The following is a 17,815-nucleotide window of genomic DNA, read 5'->3' on the forward strand; positions in this document are numbered from 1 at the left end:
GGTCAGGTGGCGGGGGGGACGTCCAGGACGAAGAACGTGATGTTCGTGGGCTTCGGGGCGATCTTCCGCCACGCATCCAGGACGCGCTCGCTCACGACATAGGAGTCCGGCTCCTCCTTGAGGCGGAAGAGGTCCGGTGCCTGGACGATCTTCTTCGCATCCAGGACGTGCTTGATGACCCGCACGACCTTTCCTTCATGGTATTTGATTTCGGAGGCGGAGGTGTCGAGGACGTCCACCGTCCCAAGGGGGTTGACGATGAAGTAGTCGTCGGAGGCCAGTCGCTTCTTGTGATTGTAGATGGAGAGCGGCAGGTATTGCACGGGCCCCCGGTTGACCTCTTCCATCCCGTCCTTCAAACGCTTGCTGACGATGAGCAGGCGTACGGTGTTGGGGACGAGGTCCGGGATCTCGATGCCAGGCTCTTCGTCCGACATGAAGATCTTCGCGTCCTGGGGATACTCGCCCGCCTGGAGTTCGACGCCATCGCCCAGCTTCCAGCTCTTGACGCCCATTCCCTCGGGGAACTTGCGGAGGACGCAGAACTCCGGCCGGGTCTGTGCGAGCGTCTTGAACAAATAGTGTTTCACATCCACTCCTTGGGGATTTTCTAGAATGCGTCAGACGCTGTCTTGACCTGGGATTGCAGCCTGTTCGCGTGCTTGTCGAGCGACGCGCCGGGTTCAATCTGGCCCCATTCGATGATCTGGTTCATCAGGTGTTCGGAGAGATCTTCGAGTTTCGTCTTGTCCAGATCCGCGTCCGGAATCTTGTGTCCTTCAGGCTTCGCGCCATCACAGATCGCCTTGTAGTCCTTGACGATGCCGGTCAGGGTGTCCTCGACAAGGCGGTTGTAGATGGGATGGTCGGTGCAGATTTCCGGGGCGCCATCTCCCTCTTTTAGCTGGATATGTCGCGCCAGGCCGAGGATTCGCGCGACCTCCTTGTCCTGCGGAAGCATGAACATGTTGATCTTGTGGTTGATGTTGTACTTCACCATCATCAACGACTTGCGCATCACGTTCGGGACATTGTCGGGTTGCTCGGAGATGAGCGTGTTGAAGAGGCCCTTCGGGATGAGGTGGTGGGCGTTGTTCCAATAGGGCCAGGTATCCTGCGAGAAGTTCATCCCAGCAGGAATCGTGATCGTCTTCCCATGGATGCTCTTCCGCATGACAGGCTTCAAAGGCCCGCCCACGTCCCAATCGCCCGGTGCGGGCGTCGGCAGTTCAAGGGCGTAGTACGCGGGCGCCCACCCGTCAGCATTCGTCCTGTAGATGGAGGTCTCCACCGGGGTCGTGCGGCTGGCGTAGTCATGGAGTCTGCCCTTGATCTTCGACTCCGACCCTGCCTGCTCGTACGCCTGATAGCGGTAGTTGCAGGTGACCTTGTTCTTCTTCTTCCGGAACGTGGCTTCGTGCCCCGTCAGGCACGCGCCGCCTTCGGTCGTGCTCTTCTGCCGATGCTGCTTGTGCAGGTCCTCAAGCTCAACGTCCGCGAGATGTCCGTCGTCTCCCATGAAGCCTCCTGGCAGGGCACGGCCCGGACCCTAACACTCTGGGTGTGGGTGGTGAACCTGTCCGCCCAGTGCGCAGGGGCCGCATGGGGGCTTGACTCAAGGGGGAGACCTGTCGGCAATGAATCAACATGCGACCCGTCCTTCTCCTCGGTTCCCTCCTGCTGTCGCTGTCCGCCCTCGCCGCCGAGCCCCCTCGCGCCCAGGTCCTCAAGGCCGCGCGCCTCTTCGACGCGAAGACGGGGAAGGTCATCACCCCGGGCGTGGTGGTGGTGGCGGAAGGAAAGGTGGTGGGCGTGGGGCCCAAGGCTCCTGTGCCAGAAGGCGCGACGGTGGTGGAGCTGGGAGACGCCACGCTGTTGCCGGGCTTCATGGACGCGCACACCCACCTGACCGTGTCGCCCGGGCCCGACTGGCGCAAGGACGTCATCGACAGCTTCCAGCGCACCATCCCCGAGCTCACGCTGGACGCGTTGCCCTGGGCCCGCACGACGCTGATGGCGGGTTTCACCACGGTGCGCAACCTGGGCGCGGAGCACTTCATCGACGTGGGCCTGCGCAACTCCATCGCTCGCGGCACCGTGGTGGGGCCGCGCATCCTCGCGGCGACGTCCAGCGTGAGCTCCACCGGCGGGCACTGTGACTACGGCAACTCGTGGCGCAAGGGACTGCTGGCCGCGGACTCCAGCCCCGGCGTGGCGGATGGTCCGGACGCGCTGCGCGCCCGCGTGCGCGAGAACTTCAAGTACGGCGCGGACCTCATCAAGGTGTGCGCCACGGGGGGCGTGATGAGCCTCAACGCGGATGCCGACGCCCCTCAGTTCACCCAGGCGGAGCTGGACGCGGTGGTGGACGAGGCCCACTCGCGCCGACGCAAGGTGGCCGCGCATGCCCATGGCGCGGAAGGGGCGAAGCGCGCCATCCGCGCGGGCGTGGACTCCATCGAGCACGGCACCCTGATGGACGACGAGGCCCTGGACCTGATGAAGCGCAAGGGCACCTGGTACGTGCCCACGGCGTTCGCCTTCAATGGCATCCAGGAGCTGGCGGCCCAGGGCAAGCTGCCGCCGGCGACCGTCGTCAAGCTCCAGACGGTGGCCGTGCGGCGCGAACAGGTGTTGCGCAAGGCGATTGCCATCGGGGTGCGCATCGCCTTCGGCACGGACGCGGGCGTGTTCGCCCACGGGCGCAACGCGGAGGAGTTCGCGGCGCTGGTGTCGTTCGGCATGACGCCCGCGGAAGCGCTGCGCACCGCCACGGTGCACGCGGCGGAGCTGCTCGGGGTGTCGGATCGGCTGGGGACGCTGGAGCCGGGGAAGCTGGCGGATGTCGTCGCCGTTCCCGGCAACCCCCTCCAGGACATCCGCGCCACCGAGAAGGTCTTCTTCGTGATGAAGGAGGGCGTCATCCACCGCAACGACGCGGTGCCCTCCACCCCCGCTCCGCGCTGAACGTCTGGCTCACGGACGGAGCAGCACGTCACACAGCAGGAAGTCGAGCTCGCTTCCGGACAGCCAGCGGGCGCTCACCGTCGCGAAGTCCGGTTCAGCTTCGGCGTCGCTCTGCCGCCAGAGGTCCTCCAGGCGGTAGCGCGCGGCGGTGCAGAAGATGTCCGCCAGCGCGTCGGCGTGCGGCTGTCCCCGTGAGGCCAGCGCCGAGGCGTGGGCCAGCGTGACGGACATCGTGAACAGCTCGTTGCAGAGCTGGTTCAGCAGGACGAGCGTCCGCTGCCGCGCGTGGAGCACCCCCGCGTCCGGATGGCGACGCGTCAATTCCAGACACCTTCGGGCAAGCCGGTGGACCTCCCGGGCCGTGAACTGGAGGTGCTCGCGGTTGCGGGCGGACAGGTGCTCCTCCACCGGGAGCGGTGCGGGAGGTGCTTCGAGCGCCTCGGCATGCGCGGGGGTCGGGTAGTAGAGGGACAGGAGCCCTTCGCGCGCGGCCTTGTGGTCCACGAGGAAGTCCACGCCGCCCGCGACGCGGAAGGCCCGGGCGTCACGCAGGGCTCGCTCCACTGGCGACGGCACCGCGCCCCGTGCGGCCTTGCTCTCCGCTGTCTCATAGCCCTCGGCGGCGAGGAGCGACACGGTCCGGTCCACGATGCGCGCGCAGGCCAGGGAGGCGATGTTCTTGGCCGCCACCTGCTCGAACCAGCGGACGGGCAGGTTCTCCGCCGTCACGCCCGTGAGGCTCCAGCGGGCCACGCTCTCCAGGGCGAAGACCTCCGCCGCGGTGGTGGAGACCTGTCGCTGGATTTCATCGAACTCGCCCAGGGCGCGTCCCTGGGCGAGGCGCCGGTGGAGGAACTCGCGCGACCACTGGAGGCAGTTCTTCGAGAGCGCGAGCGACGCCGCCACGATGATGTACATGCGGCCCAGGGCGCTGAGGGGCTCCAGCAACGGTGTGTTGCGCCAGTGCTCCTGGGACATCGCCAGCATCCGCTCCTTCGGCACCCGCACGTTGTCGAAGCCCAGCGCGGAGATGGGCAGCCCTCGCAGGCCCATCAGCCCGTGCTCGGCCCGGACGTGGAAGCCGGGGCTGGTCGTCTCCACGACGAAGAGGCTGATCTGCTCCCTGCCGCCTTCGCAGAGCGTGGCGGTGACGTTCAGCACGTCCGCGATGGAGCCGTTCCCGATGAAGACCTTCTCTCCGTTCAGGACATAGGCCGTCCCATCTTCCGTGGGCGTGGCGGTGGTGGAGGCACGCCGCGCGGAGGCTCCGGTGGGCTCGGTGTCGGCCCAGCCGGAGATGGCGCCCTCGGCCATGCGGGCGCGGACGTAGTCCTTCAGCGGACCGGCCTGGACCGCCTCGACGATGGCGCCCGCGCCCAGTCCGCTGTGGATGGCCAGCGTGTAGCCCACCGGGAGACACCGGCTCATTACCGCTTCGATGACGCGGAAGGTGTTCAGCATGGAGAGCCCCCGGCCACCCAGCTCCCGCTCCACTGGCAGCTTGTAGTAGCCCCGCGCGCGCAGGGCCTCGCGCAGCTCCGGGGCGATCCTCCCCGTGCGCTCCACCTCATCCGGGTCCACGTGTTCCGTCAGGAACTGCTCGACCTCCGCGATGACCGCGTCCCCCTGCTGGCGCTCCTCCGGATCCTGTTCGGGGAACTGGCGGATGAGGTCCCAGCGGAGCGTCCCCGCGAAGAGCTGGCCCAGGAAGCCCTCGCGGGCGCGGGTGGCGGGATGCAGAGGCTGGCTCATGGCTTCAGGTCCTTGCTGGAGACAGTGGGGGGACGGCCCTGCCGCAAAGCCTCACCCACGAGGCGCAGGAGCGTGGCCTTCTGCTCCCGCAGATAGAAGTGGCCGCCGGGGAGCAGGTGGAGGTCGCACGGCCCGGTGGTGTGCTCGCGCCACGGCTCCAATTCCTCGCGCGACAGGTCGTCCTGCTCGCCGCCCGTGACGGTCATCGCGCAGTGCAGGGGGGCGCGGGCTTCGTGCCGGTAGGACTCCACGAGTGACAGGTCCGCGCGCAGGCCCGGCAGGAGGAGCTCGCGCAGCTCGGCGTCTTCCCGCAGCTCCAGGATCAGCTCGCCGTAGGTGGGCTCCAGCGCGGTGAGCAGGCCGGCCTCGTCCAGGTGGCTCGCGGGGATGCCTCGCGGAGGAAGCTGCGGGGCGGGGGCCGCGGAGAGGAAGAGCCGGTCTGGCGGTGCCCGTCCCAGGTCGCGCAGGCGGCGGGCCGTCTCGAAGGCGACGAGCGCTCCCAGGCTGTGTCCGAAGAAGGCGAAGGACGTCCCGAAATCCACCGTGGCCACCAGGGCGTCCACCAACTCGTGGATCCGGGTGAACGGCGCTTCTTCCGCCCGCGCGCCACGGCCGGGAAGCTGCACGCCCCATACCTCGATGTCCGGGAGCAGGTCCGCCCAGCGCACGTACTCGCCCGCGGATCCTCCGCTGTGGGGGAAGCAGAAGAGACGCACGGCGGCCTCGGGTCGTCGCAGCCGGCAGGCAAGCCAGGGAGAAGGCGGGGGCATCGTCATTCCGAGGAGGGACCTGCGGGCGGGCTGATTGCGGACGCCGCTTCGGCGGACTCGGCGGCGGCCTGTTCCAGGAAGCGGGCCAGCCGGGCCACGGTGGGGGTGCGGAAGATGGCCTTCACCCGCAGGGGCGTGGAGACATGCGGGCGCAGCCGAGCGATGAGCTGCGCCGCCATCAGCGAGTCGCCTCCCAGCTCGAAGAAGTTGTCGTGGAGGCCGACCCGGGGCAACCCCAAGACCTCCGCGAACGCGGTGGCGATGCGTCGCACCGTTACATCGTCTCCAGCTTCGGACGGCTCATTCCCAATGACAGAAGAGGTGGATGGGATGTGCCCGGGCGGACTCTCCTCGGCTTCAGCCTGTCTCGTCATGGGCGCGGTCGTGTCGGGCGCCTCGACCAGGTAGCGCTGTCGCTCGAACGGATACGTGGGCAGGGGCACCCGCTGGCGTCGCGCGCCCGCGTGCAATCCCTGCCAGGAGAGCGGCACTCCCGAGGCCCACAGGCGCCCGGCCGCGGTGAGCGCGCTCACCAGGTCGGAGGTGTTGTCCGAAGGGTGGGGCAGGGTGGCCACCGCCAGGTGCGTGCCTGCTTCGGGGTGCTGGCGCGCCAGCGTCGCCAGCGTCCGTCCAGGGCCCACCTCCAGGAAGATGCTGGCCGGGCCCGCGAGCAGCGTGCCCAACGCGTCACCAAAGCGGACGGTGTGACGCAGGTGCGCGGCCCAGTACGCCGGATCCACCGCCTGCTCCTCGGTGACCACGGCGCCGGTGAGGTCGGAGATCCACGGCAGCTCGGGCGGATGCCGCTCGACGCGCTGGACGCAGTCGGTGAACGCGGCCAGTGACGGCTCGACGAGGTGCGAGTGCCCGGCGCCTGGAATGCGCAGCAGGCGCGACTCCACGCCGCTCGCGGTCAGCCGTGCCTGGAGGGTTTCGATGTCCGCCACCGGGCCGGACACCGCGCACTGCGCAGGCCCGTTCACCGCCGCCAGCGACAGCCCGGCCTGGAGCAGGGGGCGCAGCTCGGACTCGGGCAGGGGCACAGCGAGCATGGCGCCCGCGGGCAGGCTCGCGAGGATGCGCGAGCGCTCCAGGACCAGTCGCAGGGCATCCGCCAGGGAGAACACCCCGGCCACCGTGGCCGCGGCATAGGCCCCCAGGCTGTGACCCACCACCGCCGCGGGCTTCACGCCCCAGCGCTTCCACAGCCGCGCCACCGCGTATTCGATGACGAAGACACAGAGCTGGCCGGTGACGAACTCGCCCATCCGGGCGGTGGCCTGTTCGAGCGCGGCGGCGTCCGCGGGCTCCGGATGGAGCACCGTCCCCAGGTCGAATCCCAGGACCGGGGTGAGGTGCGCGCGGCACGCGTCCACGGCCTCGCGAAACGCGGGCTGCGTGGCGTACAGCTCCCGGCCCATGCCCACGTGCTGGCCGCCGTGGCCGGGGAACATGAACACCACCGGGCGTTGTCCGGGCTCCGGCCGCGCGTCGCTCACAGGGCCCTGCTGCTCCGCCAGCGCACGGAGGACGTCGGCGGTGTCCTGGCCCACGACGAAGGCACGGTGCGCGTGCGCGGTGCGCCCCACCTGGAGCGTCCAGGCCACGTCGCCCAGTGGGACTTCCGGGTGCGCGCGCAGGTGGCCACCCAGCCGGTCCACGGCCCGGGCCAGCGCGGCGGGCCCGTGGGCCGACAGCACGAGCAGCTGTGGGATGCGGGTGCGTTCCGGCGCGGGCGACGCGGGCGCCTCCTCCAGCACGACGTGGGCATTGGTCCCGCCGATGCCCAGCGAGCTGACGCCGGCCCGCCGTGGAAGGCCGCCGGTGTCCCAGTCGCGCAGCTGCGTGTTCACCCGGAAGGGGCTGTGTTCGAAGTCGATCTCCGGGTTGGGCTGTTCGAAGTTCAGGCTGGGGGGCAGCTTCCGATGTTCCAGCGCGAGCACCGTCTTGATGAAACCCGCCACGCCCGCCGCCGCGTCCGTGTGGCCGATGTTTGTCTTCACCGAGCCAATCCAGCAGAACTGTCGTTGGCGGGTGTCGAAGGCCTTCGTCAGCGCGGCGACCTCGATGGGATCTCCCAGCCGCGTGCCGGTGCCGTGGGCCTCGATGGAGGTGATGCTGTCGGACTCCACCCCGGCGGCGCGCAGCGCGGTCTCGATGACGCTGGCCTGTCCGTCCACGCTCGGCGCGGTGAAGCCAATCTTCCCGGCCGCGTCGTTGTTGATGGCGGAGCCCCGGAGGACGGCGCGAACCGTGTCCCCATCCGCCAGCGCATCCGCCAGCCGCTTGAGCACCACCAGCCCTGCGCCGTTGCTGCCCACCGTGCCTTGTGCACGCACGTCGAAGGCACGGCAGCGGCCATCCGGAGACAGCGGCCCGCCCTCGCTGTAGTGGCCGAACCGCGGCGGCGCATGCACCGACGCGCCTCCGGCCAGGGCGATGTCGCAATCCCCCGCGAGCAGCGCCTGCGCGGCCAGATGGATGGCGACCAGGGACGTGGAGCAGGCCGTCTGCACGGTGACGGCGGGGCCTCGCAGTCCGAGCTTGTAGGCCACCCGGCTGGTGAGGAAATCCATGCCCGTCGCCAGCCGGAGCTGCCAATCACTGGCACCCGCGAGCAGCTCCCTCCGGGCGCGGAGCGCGGACAGATAGGACGTCTCACTGCCTCCCGCATAGATGCCGATGGCGCCGCGGTAGCGCGCTGGATCATACCCGGCGTCCTCCAAGGCCTCGCGCGCGCATTCCAGGAACACCCGCTGCTGTGGATCCAGCATGAGGGCTTCCAGGGGCGAGCAGCCAAACGCCGCCGCATCGAACCTGTCCGCGTCCGCCACCAGTCCGAACGCAGGCACCTCGTCGCCCACGGAGGCCTCCCCGGGCGGCTGTTCGCGGGGGCTCCCGTCCGGGCCGAAGAAGGTGATGGACTCGACGCCGCTGGCCAGGTTGGACCAGAACGCCTCGGCGTTGGCGGCACCGGGGAACCGGCATGCCAGCCCCACCACCGCGATGTGCGCGGCGCGGTCCTCCTCTTCCAGTTCCTGATTCACGGGCGCACTCATTCCCCGTCCTCCCGCGTGCTGTCCGACGCGAGCCGTCCCCGTCGGCCCAGCAGCCGCGCGCGTCCGCTCTGGCGTTGTTCCTGGCGCTGCTCTTGTGCGGCGGCGGCCTCTCCACCATCCCCCTGGCCCTGGAGGTGCCCAGCGAGTGTCCGGATGGTGGGGAATTCGAACAGCCGCACCATGGGCACGTCGTGTCCCAGGCGGCTCTTCAATAGATATTGCACCTGTCCCAGCAGCAGCGAGTGTCCGCCCAGGTCGAAGAAGTTGTCCTCCACGCCCACCCGCTCCAGGCGCAGCGTCTCGCACCAGAACCCGGCCAGCTGGCGCTCCAGCGCGTTCGCGGGTGGCGCCTGGGGTGCTTGCGTCACGGTGGGCGGCGGCAGGGCACGCTCATCCACCTTGCCGCCGTGGGTGAGCGGCAGCGCCCCCAGCTCCACGTAGGCGGAGGGGATCATGTAGGCCGGCAGCTCGCGGGCAAGGTGCTCGCGCAGCCGCGCCGGGGAAGGCATGGCGTGCCCTGCCTTCGGGACGAGATAGCCGACCAGCCGCGTCTCTCCGCCCGGAGCGCTCCAGGCTCGGATGTGGGCCTCGGCGATTCCAGGCCCCGTGCGCAGTCGCGCGGAGATCTCCGCCGGTTCCACGCGGAAACCGCGAAGCTTGAGCTGCGCGTCCATGCGGCCCAGGAACTCGAGCGCGCCGTCGGGCCGGATGCGGACGGTGTCCCCCGTGCGGTACAGGCGCGCACCCGGGCGCGATGAGAAGGAGTCGGGGATGAAGCTCCAGGCCGTGAGGTCCGGGCGGTTCAGGTAGCCCCGAGCCACCCCGACGCCGCCGACGTACAGCGCTCCTGGTGCCCCGAGGGGAACGGGTTGCAGCTCCGCATCCAACACATACGCTGTGGCCCCGTCGATGGGCTGGCCGATGGCGGGCAGGGCCTCATCCGGGCCGGAGGGAAGAACCTCGCCGGAGGTGGCCGTCACGGTCGTCTCCGTGGGGCCGTATTGGTTGAACAACCGCCAGGGCAGCCCGGGCGCCGGGCGCGAGAGGAGCCGGTCTCCGCCCGCGAGCACCGTGCGCAGCTCGCACGCGTGTGGCCAGGGAAGGGCCAACAGCCGCTCCGCGAGCGCGGTGGGCAGGTCCGTGAAGGTGATGTGCTCGGACAGGAGCCACGCCTGGAGTCGCTCCGGGGACAGGCGCACGTCCTGTCCGGGGACGTGCAGCGTCGCGCCGACCGTCAGCGCTGGCCAGAGCTCCGCGGCGGAGGGGTCGAAGGCGGGTGAGTAGAGGAGCGTGGTGCGGCTGTTCGCGTCCAGGCCGAAAGCGCGCCGGTGCCACCCGACGAGGTTGGACAGCGAGCCGTGCTCCACCATCACCCCCTTGGGCGTGCCGGTGGATCCGGAGGTGTACATGACGTAGGCCAGCGCTTCAGGCCGCGCATCGACGGAGAGGTGGCCGCGCGGTGTGCCAGGGGCACGGAAGTCCTCGACGCACACCCGCTCCAGCGTGGCGGGGAGCCGCTCGCGGAGCGCTCCGGTGGTCACCACCTGTCGCACGCCACCATCGGCGAGGAGGAGCGCGAGCCGCTCGGCGGGGTGCTCCGGATCCAGGGGCAGGAAGGCCGCGCCGGCGAGCAACACGCCCAGCTCGGCCGTCACCAGGTCGGCGCCCCGGGGCGCGCAGACGCCGATGAGCGGATCCGCGTCCGTGCCCGGCCGGCGCAGGTGTTCGGCCAGCAGCATCGCGCGACGGATCAGCTCCGCGTAGGTGAGGGTTCCAGCCTCGTCGCGCACAGCCACCGCGCCGGGCGTCCTCCGGGCCTGCTCCAGGACCTGGAGGTGCACCGGGGGCTCGGGCGTGGGCGCCCCGGAGGGGTTCCGCTCCACCAGGAGGGCTTGTCGTTCCGCGTCCGTGAGCATCGGAAGGCGCGACACGGGGGCGTCGGGACTTCGCACCGCGACCTCGAGCAGCCGCAGGAAGTGGGCGGACATCCGCTCCATCGTCGAGCGGTCGAAGAGGTCGCGGTTGTATTCCCAGATGAGGGAGATGCGGTCATCCCCGCGCGAGGCGTCCCCCAGGTGCCGTCCCGCATGCGGAATGGCGACGACGTCCAGGTCCACCTTCGAGGAGCCGTTGCCTCGCTCGAAGATGGTGCAGGCGGCATCGCCGAGCCTGGGACTGGGCACGGCCGAGTCGTGAAAGCTGAACATGGCCTGGACGAGCGGATTGCGACTGGGGTCGCGCTTCACGCCCAGGGCTTCAATCAACTTGAGGAAGGGATGGGTCTGGTGTTCCGCCGCCGCGGAGGTGACGTCCTTCACCTGGCGGACCAGCTCCCGGAATGACAGCGCACCGGAGACGTCACATCGCAGGACGACGGCATTGACGAACATGCCGATGAGGTTCTCGACGTTGCGGATGCCGGCCCTGGCGGCGAACGCCGAGCCGATGCACAGGTCCCGCTCCCCGGTGTAGCGATGCAGCAGCGTCGCGAAGGCGGTGAAGAGGGCATGGAAGAGGGTGACGCCCTCTCGCTGGCAGAAGGCACGCAGGGCGCCGGGCAGGGCCGGCGGCAACTCCAGACGGAGCAGGTCGCCGTTGAAGCCCTGCACGCGCGGTCGCGGGCGGTCGGTGCGCAGTGGCAGCACCTCGGGGGCTCCGGCCAGTCGCTCGCGCCACCAGGCGAGCTGGGCCTTCATGGCCGGGGCTTCGAGCGCAGCGCGCTGCCAGACGGCGAAGTCGCGGTACTGCACCGGCAGCTCCGGCAGTGGCGAGGCTTCGCCCCGCAGGTAGGCGTTGTAGAGCGCATCCAGCTCCCGCATCAGCACGGAGAAGGACACCCCGTCGTGGACGACGTGATGCTCGACGAGGACGAGCTCGTATTCCTCCGGAGCCAGGCGGAGGGCGCTCCAGCGGACGAGCGGCGGCGCGAAGAGGGAGATGGGCCGCCGCAGCTCCTCGCGGATGGCTTCCTCCCGCCGCAGCTCCCGTGCGTCCTCGGGCAGCGCGCTCAGGTCCAGCAGCGGAACACGGACCGAGGTCACCGGCTGGACGCGCTGCCACGGCCGTCCATCGACCTCCTCGTAGGTCGTGCGCAGCAGTTCGTGGCGACGGGTGATCTCCGTCAGGGCGCGTTCGAGCACCGCCAGGTCCAACCCGCCCAGCACGCGGAGCGTCGTCTGCGCCTGGTAGGAGATGCTGTCGGGGGACAGCTTCTGGAGGAACCAGACCTGCTCCTGCTGCACGGAGAGCGGCGCGAGCGGCGAGTCGGCGGCGCGGAGGACCGGAGGCAGCACGTCCTTCGCGGGAGCGGCCCTTCGCGACTCCAGCAGCGCCGCGAGCAGGGCGATGCTCGGGTGGGAAAAGAGCTGGGTCAGTGACACGGCGATGCCCAGCGTGTCTTCCATCCGCGAGGTGATCCGCGTGGCAAGCAGGGAGTGGCCGCCCAGCTCGAAGAAGTCGTCATGGATGCCGACCTGCTCCTGCCGCAGCTCCTCCTGCCACACCCGCGCGAGCCCGTGCTCCAGCTCCGTGCGGGGCGCGACATACGCACGGCTCCGGGGCGCGTGGAGGGCCGGAATGGGGAGCGCCTGGAGGTCCACCTTGCCGGTGGGGCCGAGCGGAAGCGCGTCCACCACCACGAACGTCCGGGGCATCATGGCCTCGGGAAGCCAGGCGCGGAGGTGTTCGCGCAGCTGCTCCGTTCCGGGGACGGCCCGTGCGTCGCGAGGCGTGAACCACGCCACGAAGGAGACGTCTCCCTCAGGCGCCCCGGTGCTCCGCGCCATCACGTGCGCGGAGCCCACGTGCGGATGGGTCAGGAGCGCGGCGGTGATCTCCGCGGGTTCCACACGAATGCCTCGGACCTTCACCTGTGAGTCGATGCGGCCCAGGAACTCCAGCGAGCCATCTGGTGACCTGCGACCCAGGTCCCCCGTGCGATACAGACGCTCGCCACCGGTGGAAGAGAAGGGGTGGGGGATGAAGCGCTCGGCGGTGGAGGCCGGAGCGCCCACGTACCCGCGTGCCAGGCCCGGCCCTCCGATGAAGAGTTCGCCTGTCTCTCCGTCGTCCACGGGCCGCAGCTCCGGGTCGAGCAGGTGGAGCTCCGCGTCGTCGATGGGACGGCCAATGGACGGCAGGCGTTCCTCGCGCGACTCGCCTCCGGGCGGGACGACGTCCGAGGTGCAGTAGATGGTGCACTCGGCGGGGCCGTAGCCGTTCACGAGCTGGAAGGGCAGTCCGGGCCTGGGCCGCAGGTGCAGCCGGTCGCCTCCGGTGAGCAGCAGGCGCAGGGCACACGTCCGGGGCCAGGGCAGCGGGAGCACGCGCTCGGCGAGCGGGGTGGGGAGGAAGACGCAGGTGATGCCCCGGTCCAGCAGCCACTCCTGCGACTTCCGGGGGGACAGACGGGTGTCCTCGTCCTCCGGCAGCTCCAGCCGCGCGCCCGAGGCCAGCGAGGGCAGGATGGACATGACGAACGCGTCGAAGCCCAGCGAGGCCATCACCCCGACGCGATCCGCTGGTGACAACGCGCATGTGTCGCGGTGCTGCGCGGTGAACGCGGACAGGGCGCGGTGGCTGATCATCACCCCCTTGGGCAGCCCGGTGGAGCCCGAGGTGTGGATGACATACGCGAGGTGGTCCGGCAGAACGTGGGCATCAGGGTTCACCTCCGGGAACGACGCGAGTTCGCGTCCCGAGGGCGCGAGGACCTGGAGCCCTGCCCCCGCGAGCCGCTCCACGGCCGGTCCTTCTCCAATGACAGCCATCGCCCCGGCGGACGCCGCCATGTGGCGCAGGCGCTCGGGTGGGGTGGAAGGGTCCAGCGGGAGCCACGCGGCCCCCGTCTTGAGCACCGCCAGGATGGACACCACGAGCCGCGCGCTTCGTGGCAGGCAGATGCCGATGACGGAGTCAGGACCGGCCCCCCTGGCGAGCAGCGCATGCGCCAGTCTGTTCGCCTGCTGATTGAGCGCGGCGTAGGTGAGGGACTCGCCCCCATGTTTCACCGCGACATGGGAGGGAAGTTCGGTCGCGCGTCGCTCGACGAGCGGGTGGACGAGGGGGGGCAGCAAGAATCCTCCGGCCGGCGCCATCCCGGAGGCTTTAGCAGCCGCCGTCAGGAAGCCCAAGTCCCCCCGGCCGCGCGGTCCGATGTATCAGCGGTGCGAGCCGTAATACGTCTTCTTGAGCCTCAGCTCCGGGATGCCGGCGTTGACGCCTTCGAGCGCGGCGGGCCACAGGCACGCCCTGTCCGTATCGCGGCAGCGCCCATCATCATGGTGCGAGGCGCCGGTCATGACAGCGGAGATGATGCCGAAGCGACACCGGTCCTTGTAGAGGTCCACGGACTGGGTCGTCCTGATCGTCTCCAGGACGTACCAGAACCGGCTGTACCACTCGAGCGCCCGCTTCACCCTGGGATTTCCCTCCGGGCTGTACAGGGTCCAGACATCCACGTGGGGCGCTTCCTGATCGCGGTGGACATCGAAGTGGGCCGCCACCCCCGTGGTCATGGTCGAGCAGCGGTCGCTGAGATATTTGTGAGGGGCCCTCGCGTGCGCGACCATCACCGCATCGATGATGGGCCCCGGTCCAGCCGCGGGCGCCTTGAAGGTCGGATAGGAGCGCAGGCTCACCGAGCCGTCGATGCCCGGACCGACGCCGGTATCCATCGCGTAGCCGCCCAGCTTGTACAGCACGTACAGCGACCACACATTCTTGGCATTGACGATCTCCCGGATCCGCGTGGGCGAGTTCGCGCGCGCTCCGATGGAGGTCTCCATGATGTGTTTGACCACCATGTCGATGTCCCAACTGAAGCTGGACCACACCCAGTTGATGCCCGCCATCAACGGCGCGCTCCGGGAGCCGCGATGCTCGCCGACGCTGTTCTTCAGGTAGGACTCGATGCCGCGCACCCGGAGCTTCTCGCCGTTGAGGACCTGGAAGTTCGAGCCCTTGAAGTGGTTGCGGTAGGTCCACACATGCGCATCGAGGCACCAGAAGGTGATGACGAAGCCGGAGCCCTGGGCGTCGCTGCGAGCCCTCATCAGGGCCTTGGGGCCGCCGGTGTCGCGGGCGTCGAGGGTGGGGGGGCCAATCCAGGTGTAATGGACGTCCAGCATCGCCATGGTGCGAGCTCCTATCGCGCGGCGCAGTAGGACACCGTACCTCCGGACGGGCAAGAACCAGAAGGGTTGAGTCAGGAGGGCCCTCAGAGGACCTGACGCACGGCCTCGTCGAGCTTCGCCTTCGCGACCGCGCCGACAATCTGTTTCACCACCTTGCCGTCCTTGAAGAACAGCAGCGTGGGCATGGCGCGGATGCCGTACTGCTCCGGCGTCACCGGGTGATCATCGACGTTGAGCTTGGCCATCTTCATCCGGCCCTTGTACTCGGACGCCAGCGACTCGATGACCGGCGCGATGACGCGGCACGGCGGGCACCACGTGGCCGTGAAGTCCACCAGCACCGGCTCCGACGACTCCAGCACCTCGCGCTTGAACTCCGCGTCTCCCAGCTCGATGACGTTCCCAGCCATGTTCCATCCTCCAGTGAAGGGCGCGCTCACGGGCCCGCGCCTCGGCTCAGGGCAGGATGTAATCGCGGGCACCCACGGGGACGAGTGGCCCGCGCGAAACGCATTGTTCCGCCAGGAGCCCTCTAGCCCTCCTCCCACGGGAGGACCGCGCCGCGCTCGGACAGCAGGTCCAGGAAGGCGCGCACCTTGAAGGGAAGCTGTTTGCTGCTCGGGTAGACGGCGAAGATGGGGAGGCCCGGGGGCGTGTCGGACACGAGCACGGGGACGAGCAGTCCCGCGCGCACGTCGTCCGCCACGAGCGAGGCCGGCAGTCGCACGACGCCCAGCCCCGCGCGCGCCGCCGCCTGGCCCGCGCGCACGCTCGGCACGCGCAGGCGACCTGTCACCGGTACCGTGCGTGCGCTGCGGCCCTCGCCGAAGAACCACACCTCGTCGGTGCCGGGCTCGGCAAGGAGGACGCATTCGTGCGCGCGCAGCGCTTCGGGCGACTGCGGCGTGCCGTGGCGGCTGAGATAGGCGGGGCTCGCGTAGCAGCCCGTGCGCACCCGCCCCAGCTTGCGTGCCACCAGCGAGGAGTCCGCGAGCGGCCCGGTGCGCAGCGCCAGGTCGTACTCCTCCGCGACGAGGTCCACGTGCGTCTGCGCCAGCGACACCTCCACGCGCAGCCGGGGCTGGCGCAGGAGGAGCTCGGCGATGACGGGCGTGAGCAGCTCGCCCAGCAGGGACAGGGTCGCGATGCGCAGCGTGCCCTGGGGCGTGCCGCGTGACTGGCTCAGGGCGGCGTTCACCTCACGGGCCTCGGCGACGAGCCGCGCGCAGTGCGTGTGGTACTCACGGCCCGCCTCGGTGAGCCGCAGCCGCCGCGTGTTGCGCTCGAGCAGCCGGAGGCCCAGGCGCTCCTCCATGGCGGCCAGCCGGCGGCTCACCGTCGACTTGCGCAGGCCCAGGCGCTCCGCCGCGGACGTGATGCCGCCCGTCGTCACCACCTCCGTGAAGAGGAGCATGTCATCCAGCAGGGGGGGACTCGCGGCCACGGGCAAAGCCTATGCCCCGGGGCAGGGTGCGCGCGAGGGCGCCGTGCGGCCCCGCGGGCCTACTCCTCCACGGACACGTCCTTGGTGGCGGCCTTCACATAGGGGTTGTTGCGGTTCGTCTTCGACCACTGGGCGTGGTTGTTCTTCACCGCCTGGATGGCGCGGTGGACCTTCTGCTCCTCCTTCATGTCGGCGTCGATGGCGGCCGGCCTGAGCTTGAACGGACTCCCATTGCGGAACTGGAACTGCGCGCTCTTGGCCACGATCAGCCGGAGCGGCCGCCACAGCTCGTAGGCGGCGAGCCCCCTCAACGCGCCGAGCAGCGCGCCGCGTTGGCTGCCCTTCAGCTCGTCGTCGGTGGAGGTGTTGATGAGCCGCCAGAAGGCATAGAGCGCCTGATAGCGAAGGGTGAAATCGGCCTTGCTCACCACGTCGGCGTCCGAGAGGCCGTTTCCCTCGAACAGGCCGACGACCCGCCGCTGGTCCATGCGATAGGCGTCGGCTGGCGGGAAGTCGAAGCCCCAGTAGCCGGGGTCGTCGCCGCGGTTGGAGGAGCCGGTGAACAGGTTGCCCGGCATCCAGCACCAGTGGTGCACCAGGTTGACCACGTCCTCCGCGCCGGAGGCCGGGGCGATGGCGTCGTTCGAGGACTCGAACCCGTCGCTCACGGAGACCGTGATCTTCTTGGCCTTGTTCGGCGCGGAGCCCGCCGGCGCGGCGGCAAGCCCCGTCAGCGCCCCCTTGAGGCGCACGAGGTTGGCTCGCAGCGCCGGCTTCTGGCTGACGTTCAGGATCTCCGTCAGGACGTCATCCGAACCGCCGGTGCTCACGCTGTTGACCCCGATCGCCAGCACCCGCCCCAGCGCCTCCCAGGGGATCATGTGGTGCAGCGTCGCGTTCTGCTCGCCGTGGTGAAGCGTGTTGTTCCACTTGACGCTCTGGGCGCCACCGTCGCACCGCATCTTGGACGCAGTGGTGATCCACCCTCCATGCAACTTGATGAAGACTTGCTGGTTGACCATGGCTGTCGCTCCCGGGCTGTCGGCAAAGCCTATCCGCTCCCTCCACCACGCTCGCATGGGTCGCGATGGCACCGCCGCCAGCGGTATGAAGAACCGTCAGGGGCAACAGACCTGATGGGGAGGCTGCCTGGAACCCGCCCGGGCACTCTCGCGCTTCAAGAGGCTCTTGAGGCGCTGTAGTCTGGGCAGACCTTTATGTTCCGCATCGAGACCGAGAAAGAGTTTCTGCGAGCGTTCCGTTCACGGGATCGCAAGTACGTCGAGCCGCCCAGGGGCACTGGCTTCCCCCTCTTCGTCCGGGACTACTTCGCGTGGGTGGATCCCTACGGGGTGCGCGTCTTCCTGGTGTTCACCGCGCCCGGCGGCAAACGGCCCACCGGCATCGCCTTCCGCCGCGACCAGCAGGGGGACAAGTCCCAGGTGCCCCAGGTGTGTGACTGGTGCCGGACCTCCACCGCGGAGATTGGCCTGCTCACCACGGATGTCGATTCGAAGCGCCGGGTGGGCGTGAACCTCTGCATGGACCTGCGCTGCACCGAACGGCTGGAGTCCATGACGAACCTCGCCGGCCGGAGCGTCCTGGATGACAACCGGAAGCTGATTGAACGCATGTCTCGCTTCGCGAGCGAGGCACTGGGAATCGACTTCGACGCGGATGCGTGAGGAT

General features: G+C 69.5%; 12 protein-coding genes. 2 read left to right on the forward strand and 10 right to left on the reverse strand.

The features are described 5' to 3' along the window. Positions 1-2 precede the first annotated feature (2 nt). Both D7X74_RS01085 and D7X74_RS01090 read right to left on the reverse strand, forming a co-directional pair. A complete protein-coding gene (locus tag D7X74_RS01085; protein WP_199741738.1) occupies positions 3-590 on the reverse strand; it encodes an imm11 family protein in 588 nt (195 codons plus the stop codon). A 20-nt stretch (positions 591-610) separates the two neighbouring features. Then, a complete protein-coding gene (locus D7X74_RS01090; RefSeq protein WP_120531018.1) occupies positions 611-1,519 on the reverse strand; it encodes an AHH domain-containing protein in 909 nt (302 codons plus the stop codon). 128 nt (positions 1,520-1,647) lie between these two features. Between D7X74_RS01090 and D7X74_RS01095 the strand changes: the two genes are divergently transcribed. Further along, positions 1,648-2,967: an amidohydrolase family protein gene (locus D7X74_RS01095; protein ID WP_120531019.1), complete on the forward strand. Its 1,320-nt coding sequence runs from the start codon at positions 1,648-1,650 to the stop codon at positions 2,965-2,967. A 9-nt stretch (positions 2,968-2,976) separates the two neighbouring features. Here D7X74_RS01095 and D7X74_RS01100 read toward each other — a convergent pair whose 3' ends face one another. The 8 genes from D7X74_RS01100 to D7X74_RS01135 form a co-directional block, all read right to left on the reverse strand. Then, entirely contained in the window at positions 2,977-4,719 is a 1,743-nt protein-coding gene (locus D7X74_RS01100; RefSeq protein ID WP_120531020.1) for an acyl-CoA dehydrogenase family protein, read from the reverse strand. Further along, positions 4,716-5,489 (reverse strand): thioesterase II family protein, encoded by a 774-nt coding sequence (locus D7X74_RS01105; protein WP_158622151.1) that lies wholly within the window; start codon positions 5,487-5,489, stop codon positions 4,716-4,718. Before D7X74_RS01105 ends, D7X74_RS01100 begins: the two co-directional genes overlap by 4 nt. 2 nt (positions 5,490-5,491) lie before the next feature. Continuing rightward, entirely contained in the window at positions 5,492-8,536 is a 3,045-nt protein-coding gene (locus D7X74_RS01110; RefSeq protein ID WP_233601919.1) for a type I polyketide synthase, read from the reverse strand. Between the two features lie 8 nt (positions 8,537-8,544). Beyond that, on the reverse strand, positions 8,545-13,623 hold the full coding sequence (locus tag D7X74_RS01115; RefSeq protein ID WP_158622152.1) for a non-ribosomal peptide synthetase: 5,079 nt from the start codon (positions 13,621-13,623) through the stop codon (positions 8,545-8,547). 84 nt (positions 13,624-13,707) lie between these two features. Then, positions 13,708-14,682: a hypothetical protein gene (locus D7X74_RS01120; RefSeq protein WP_120531024.1), complete on the reverse strand. Its 975-nt coding sequence runs from the start codon at positions 14,680-14,682 to the stop codon at positions 13,708-13,710. Between the two features lie 83 nt (positions 14,683-14,765). After that, entirely contained in the window at positions 14,766-15,092 is a 327-nt protein-coding gene (gene trxA / locus D7X74_RS01125) for a thioredoxin (RefSeq protein ID WP_120531025.1), read from the reverse strand. A gap of 122 nt (positions 15,093-15,214) precedes the next feature. Further along, positions 15,215-16,126 carry a LysR family transcriptional regulator gene (locus tag D7X74_RS01130; RefSeq protein ID WP_120531062.1) on the reverse strand — a complete coding sequence of 304 codons (912 nt, stop codon included), beginning with the start codon at positions 16,124-16,126 and terminating at the stop codon, positions 15,215-15,217. A gap of 59 nt (positions 16,127-16,185) precedes the next feature. Then, the gene (locus tag D7X74_RS01135) at positions 16,186-17,148 is read right to left on the reverse strand and encodes a hypothetical protein (protein WP_120531026.1); all 963 of its coding nucleotides are present in this window, start codon (positions 17,146-17,148) and stop codon (positions 16,186-16,188) included. A gap of 195 nt (positions 17,149-17,343) precedes the next feature. On the opposite strand from D7X74_RS01135, the gene D7X74_RS01140 reads away from it, so the two are divergent. Next, complete coding sequence (locus D7X74_RS01140) at positions 17,344-17,811, forward strand: FBP domain-containing protein (RefSeq protein WP_120531027.1); 468 nt, start codon at positions 17,344-17,346, stop codon at positions 17,809-17,811. Positions 17,812-17,815 lie beyond the last annotated feature (4 nt).

The sequence above is a fragment of the Corallococcus sp. CA047B genome (assembly GCF_003612065.1).
GTDB lineage: Bacteria > Myxococcota > Myxococcia > Myxococcales > Myxococcaceae > Corallococcus > Corallococcus praedator.

What these genes read in the sequence shown, in the direction of transcription:
- D7X74_RS01100 (WP_120531020.1), bottom strand. Translation starts at nt 4,719, where the DNA reads ATGAGCCAGCCTCTGCATCCCGCCACCCGCGCCCGCGAGGGCTTCCTG.
- trxA (WP_120531025.1), bottom strand. Translation starts at nt 15,092, where the DNA reads ATGGCTGGGAACGTCATCGAGCTGGGAGACGCGGAGTTCAAGCGCGAG.
- D7X74_RS01095 (WP_120531019.1), top strand. Translation starts at nt 1,648, where the DNA reads ATGCGACCCGTCCTTCTCCTCGGTTCCCTCCTGCTGTCGCTGTCCGCC.
- D7X74_RS01090 (WP_120531018.1), bottom strand. Translation starts at nt 1,519, where the DNA reads ATGGGAGACGACGGACATCTCGCGGACGTTGAGCTTGAGGACCTGCAC.
- D7X74_RS01105 (WP_158622151.1), bottom strand. Translation starts at nt 5,489, where the DNA reads ATGCCCCCGCCTTCTCCCTGGCTTGCCTGCCGGCTGCGACGACCCGAG.
- D7X74_RS01120 (WP_120531024.1), bottom strand. Translation starts at nt 14,682, where the DNA reads ATGGCGATGCTGGACGTCCATTACACCTGGATTGGCCCCCCCACCCTC.
- D7X74_RS01135 (WP_120531026.1), bottom strand. Translation starts at nt 17,148, where the DNA reads ATGGTCAACCAGCAAGTCTTCATCAAGTTGCATGGAGGGTGGATCACC.
- D7X74_RS01140 (WP_120531027.1), top strand. Translation starts at nt 17,344, where the DNA reads ATGTTCCGCATCGAGACCGAGAAAGAGTTTCTGCGAGCGTTCCGTTCA.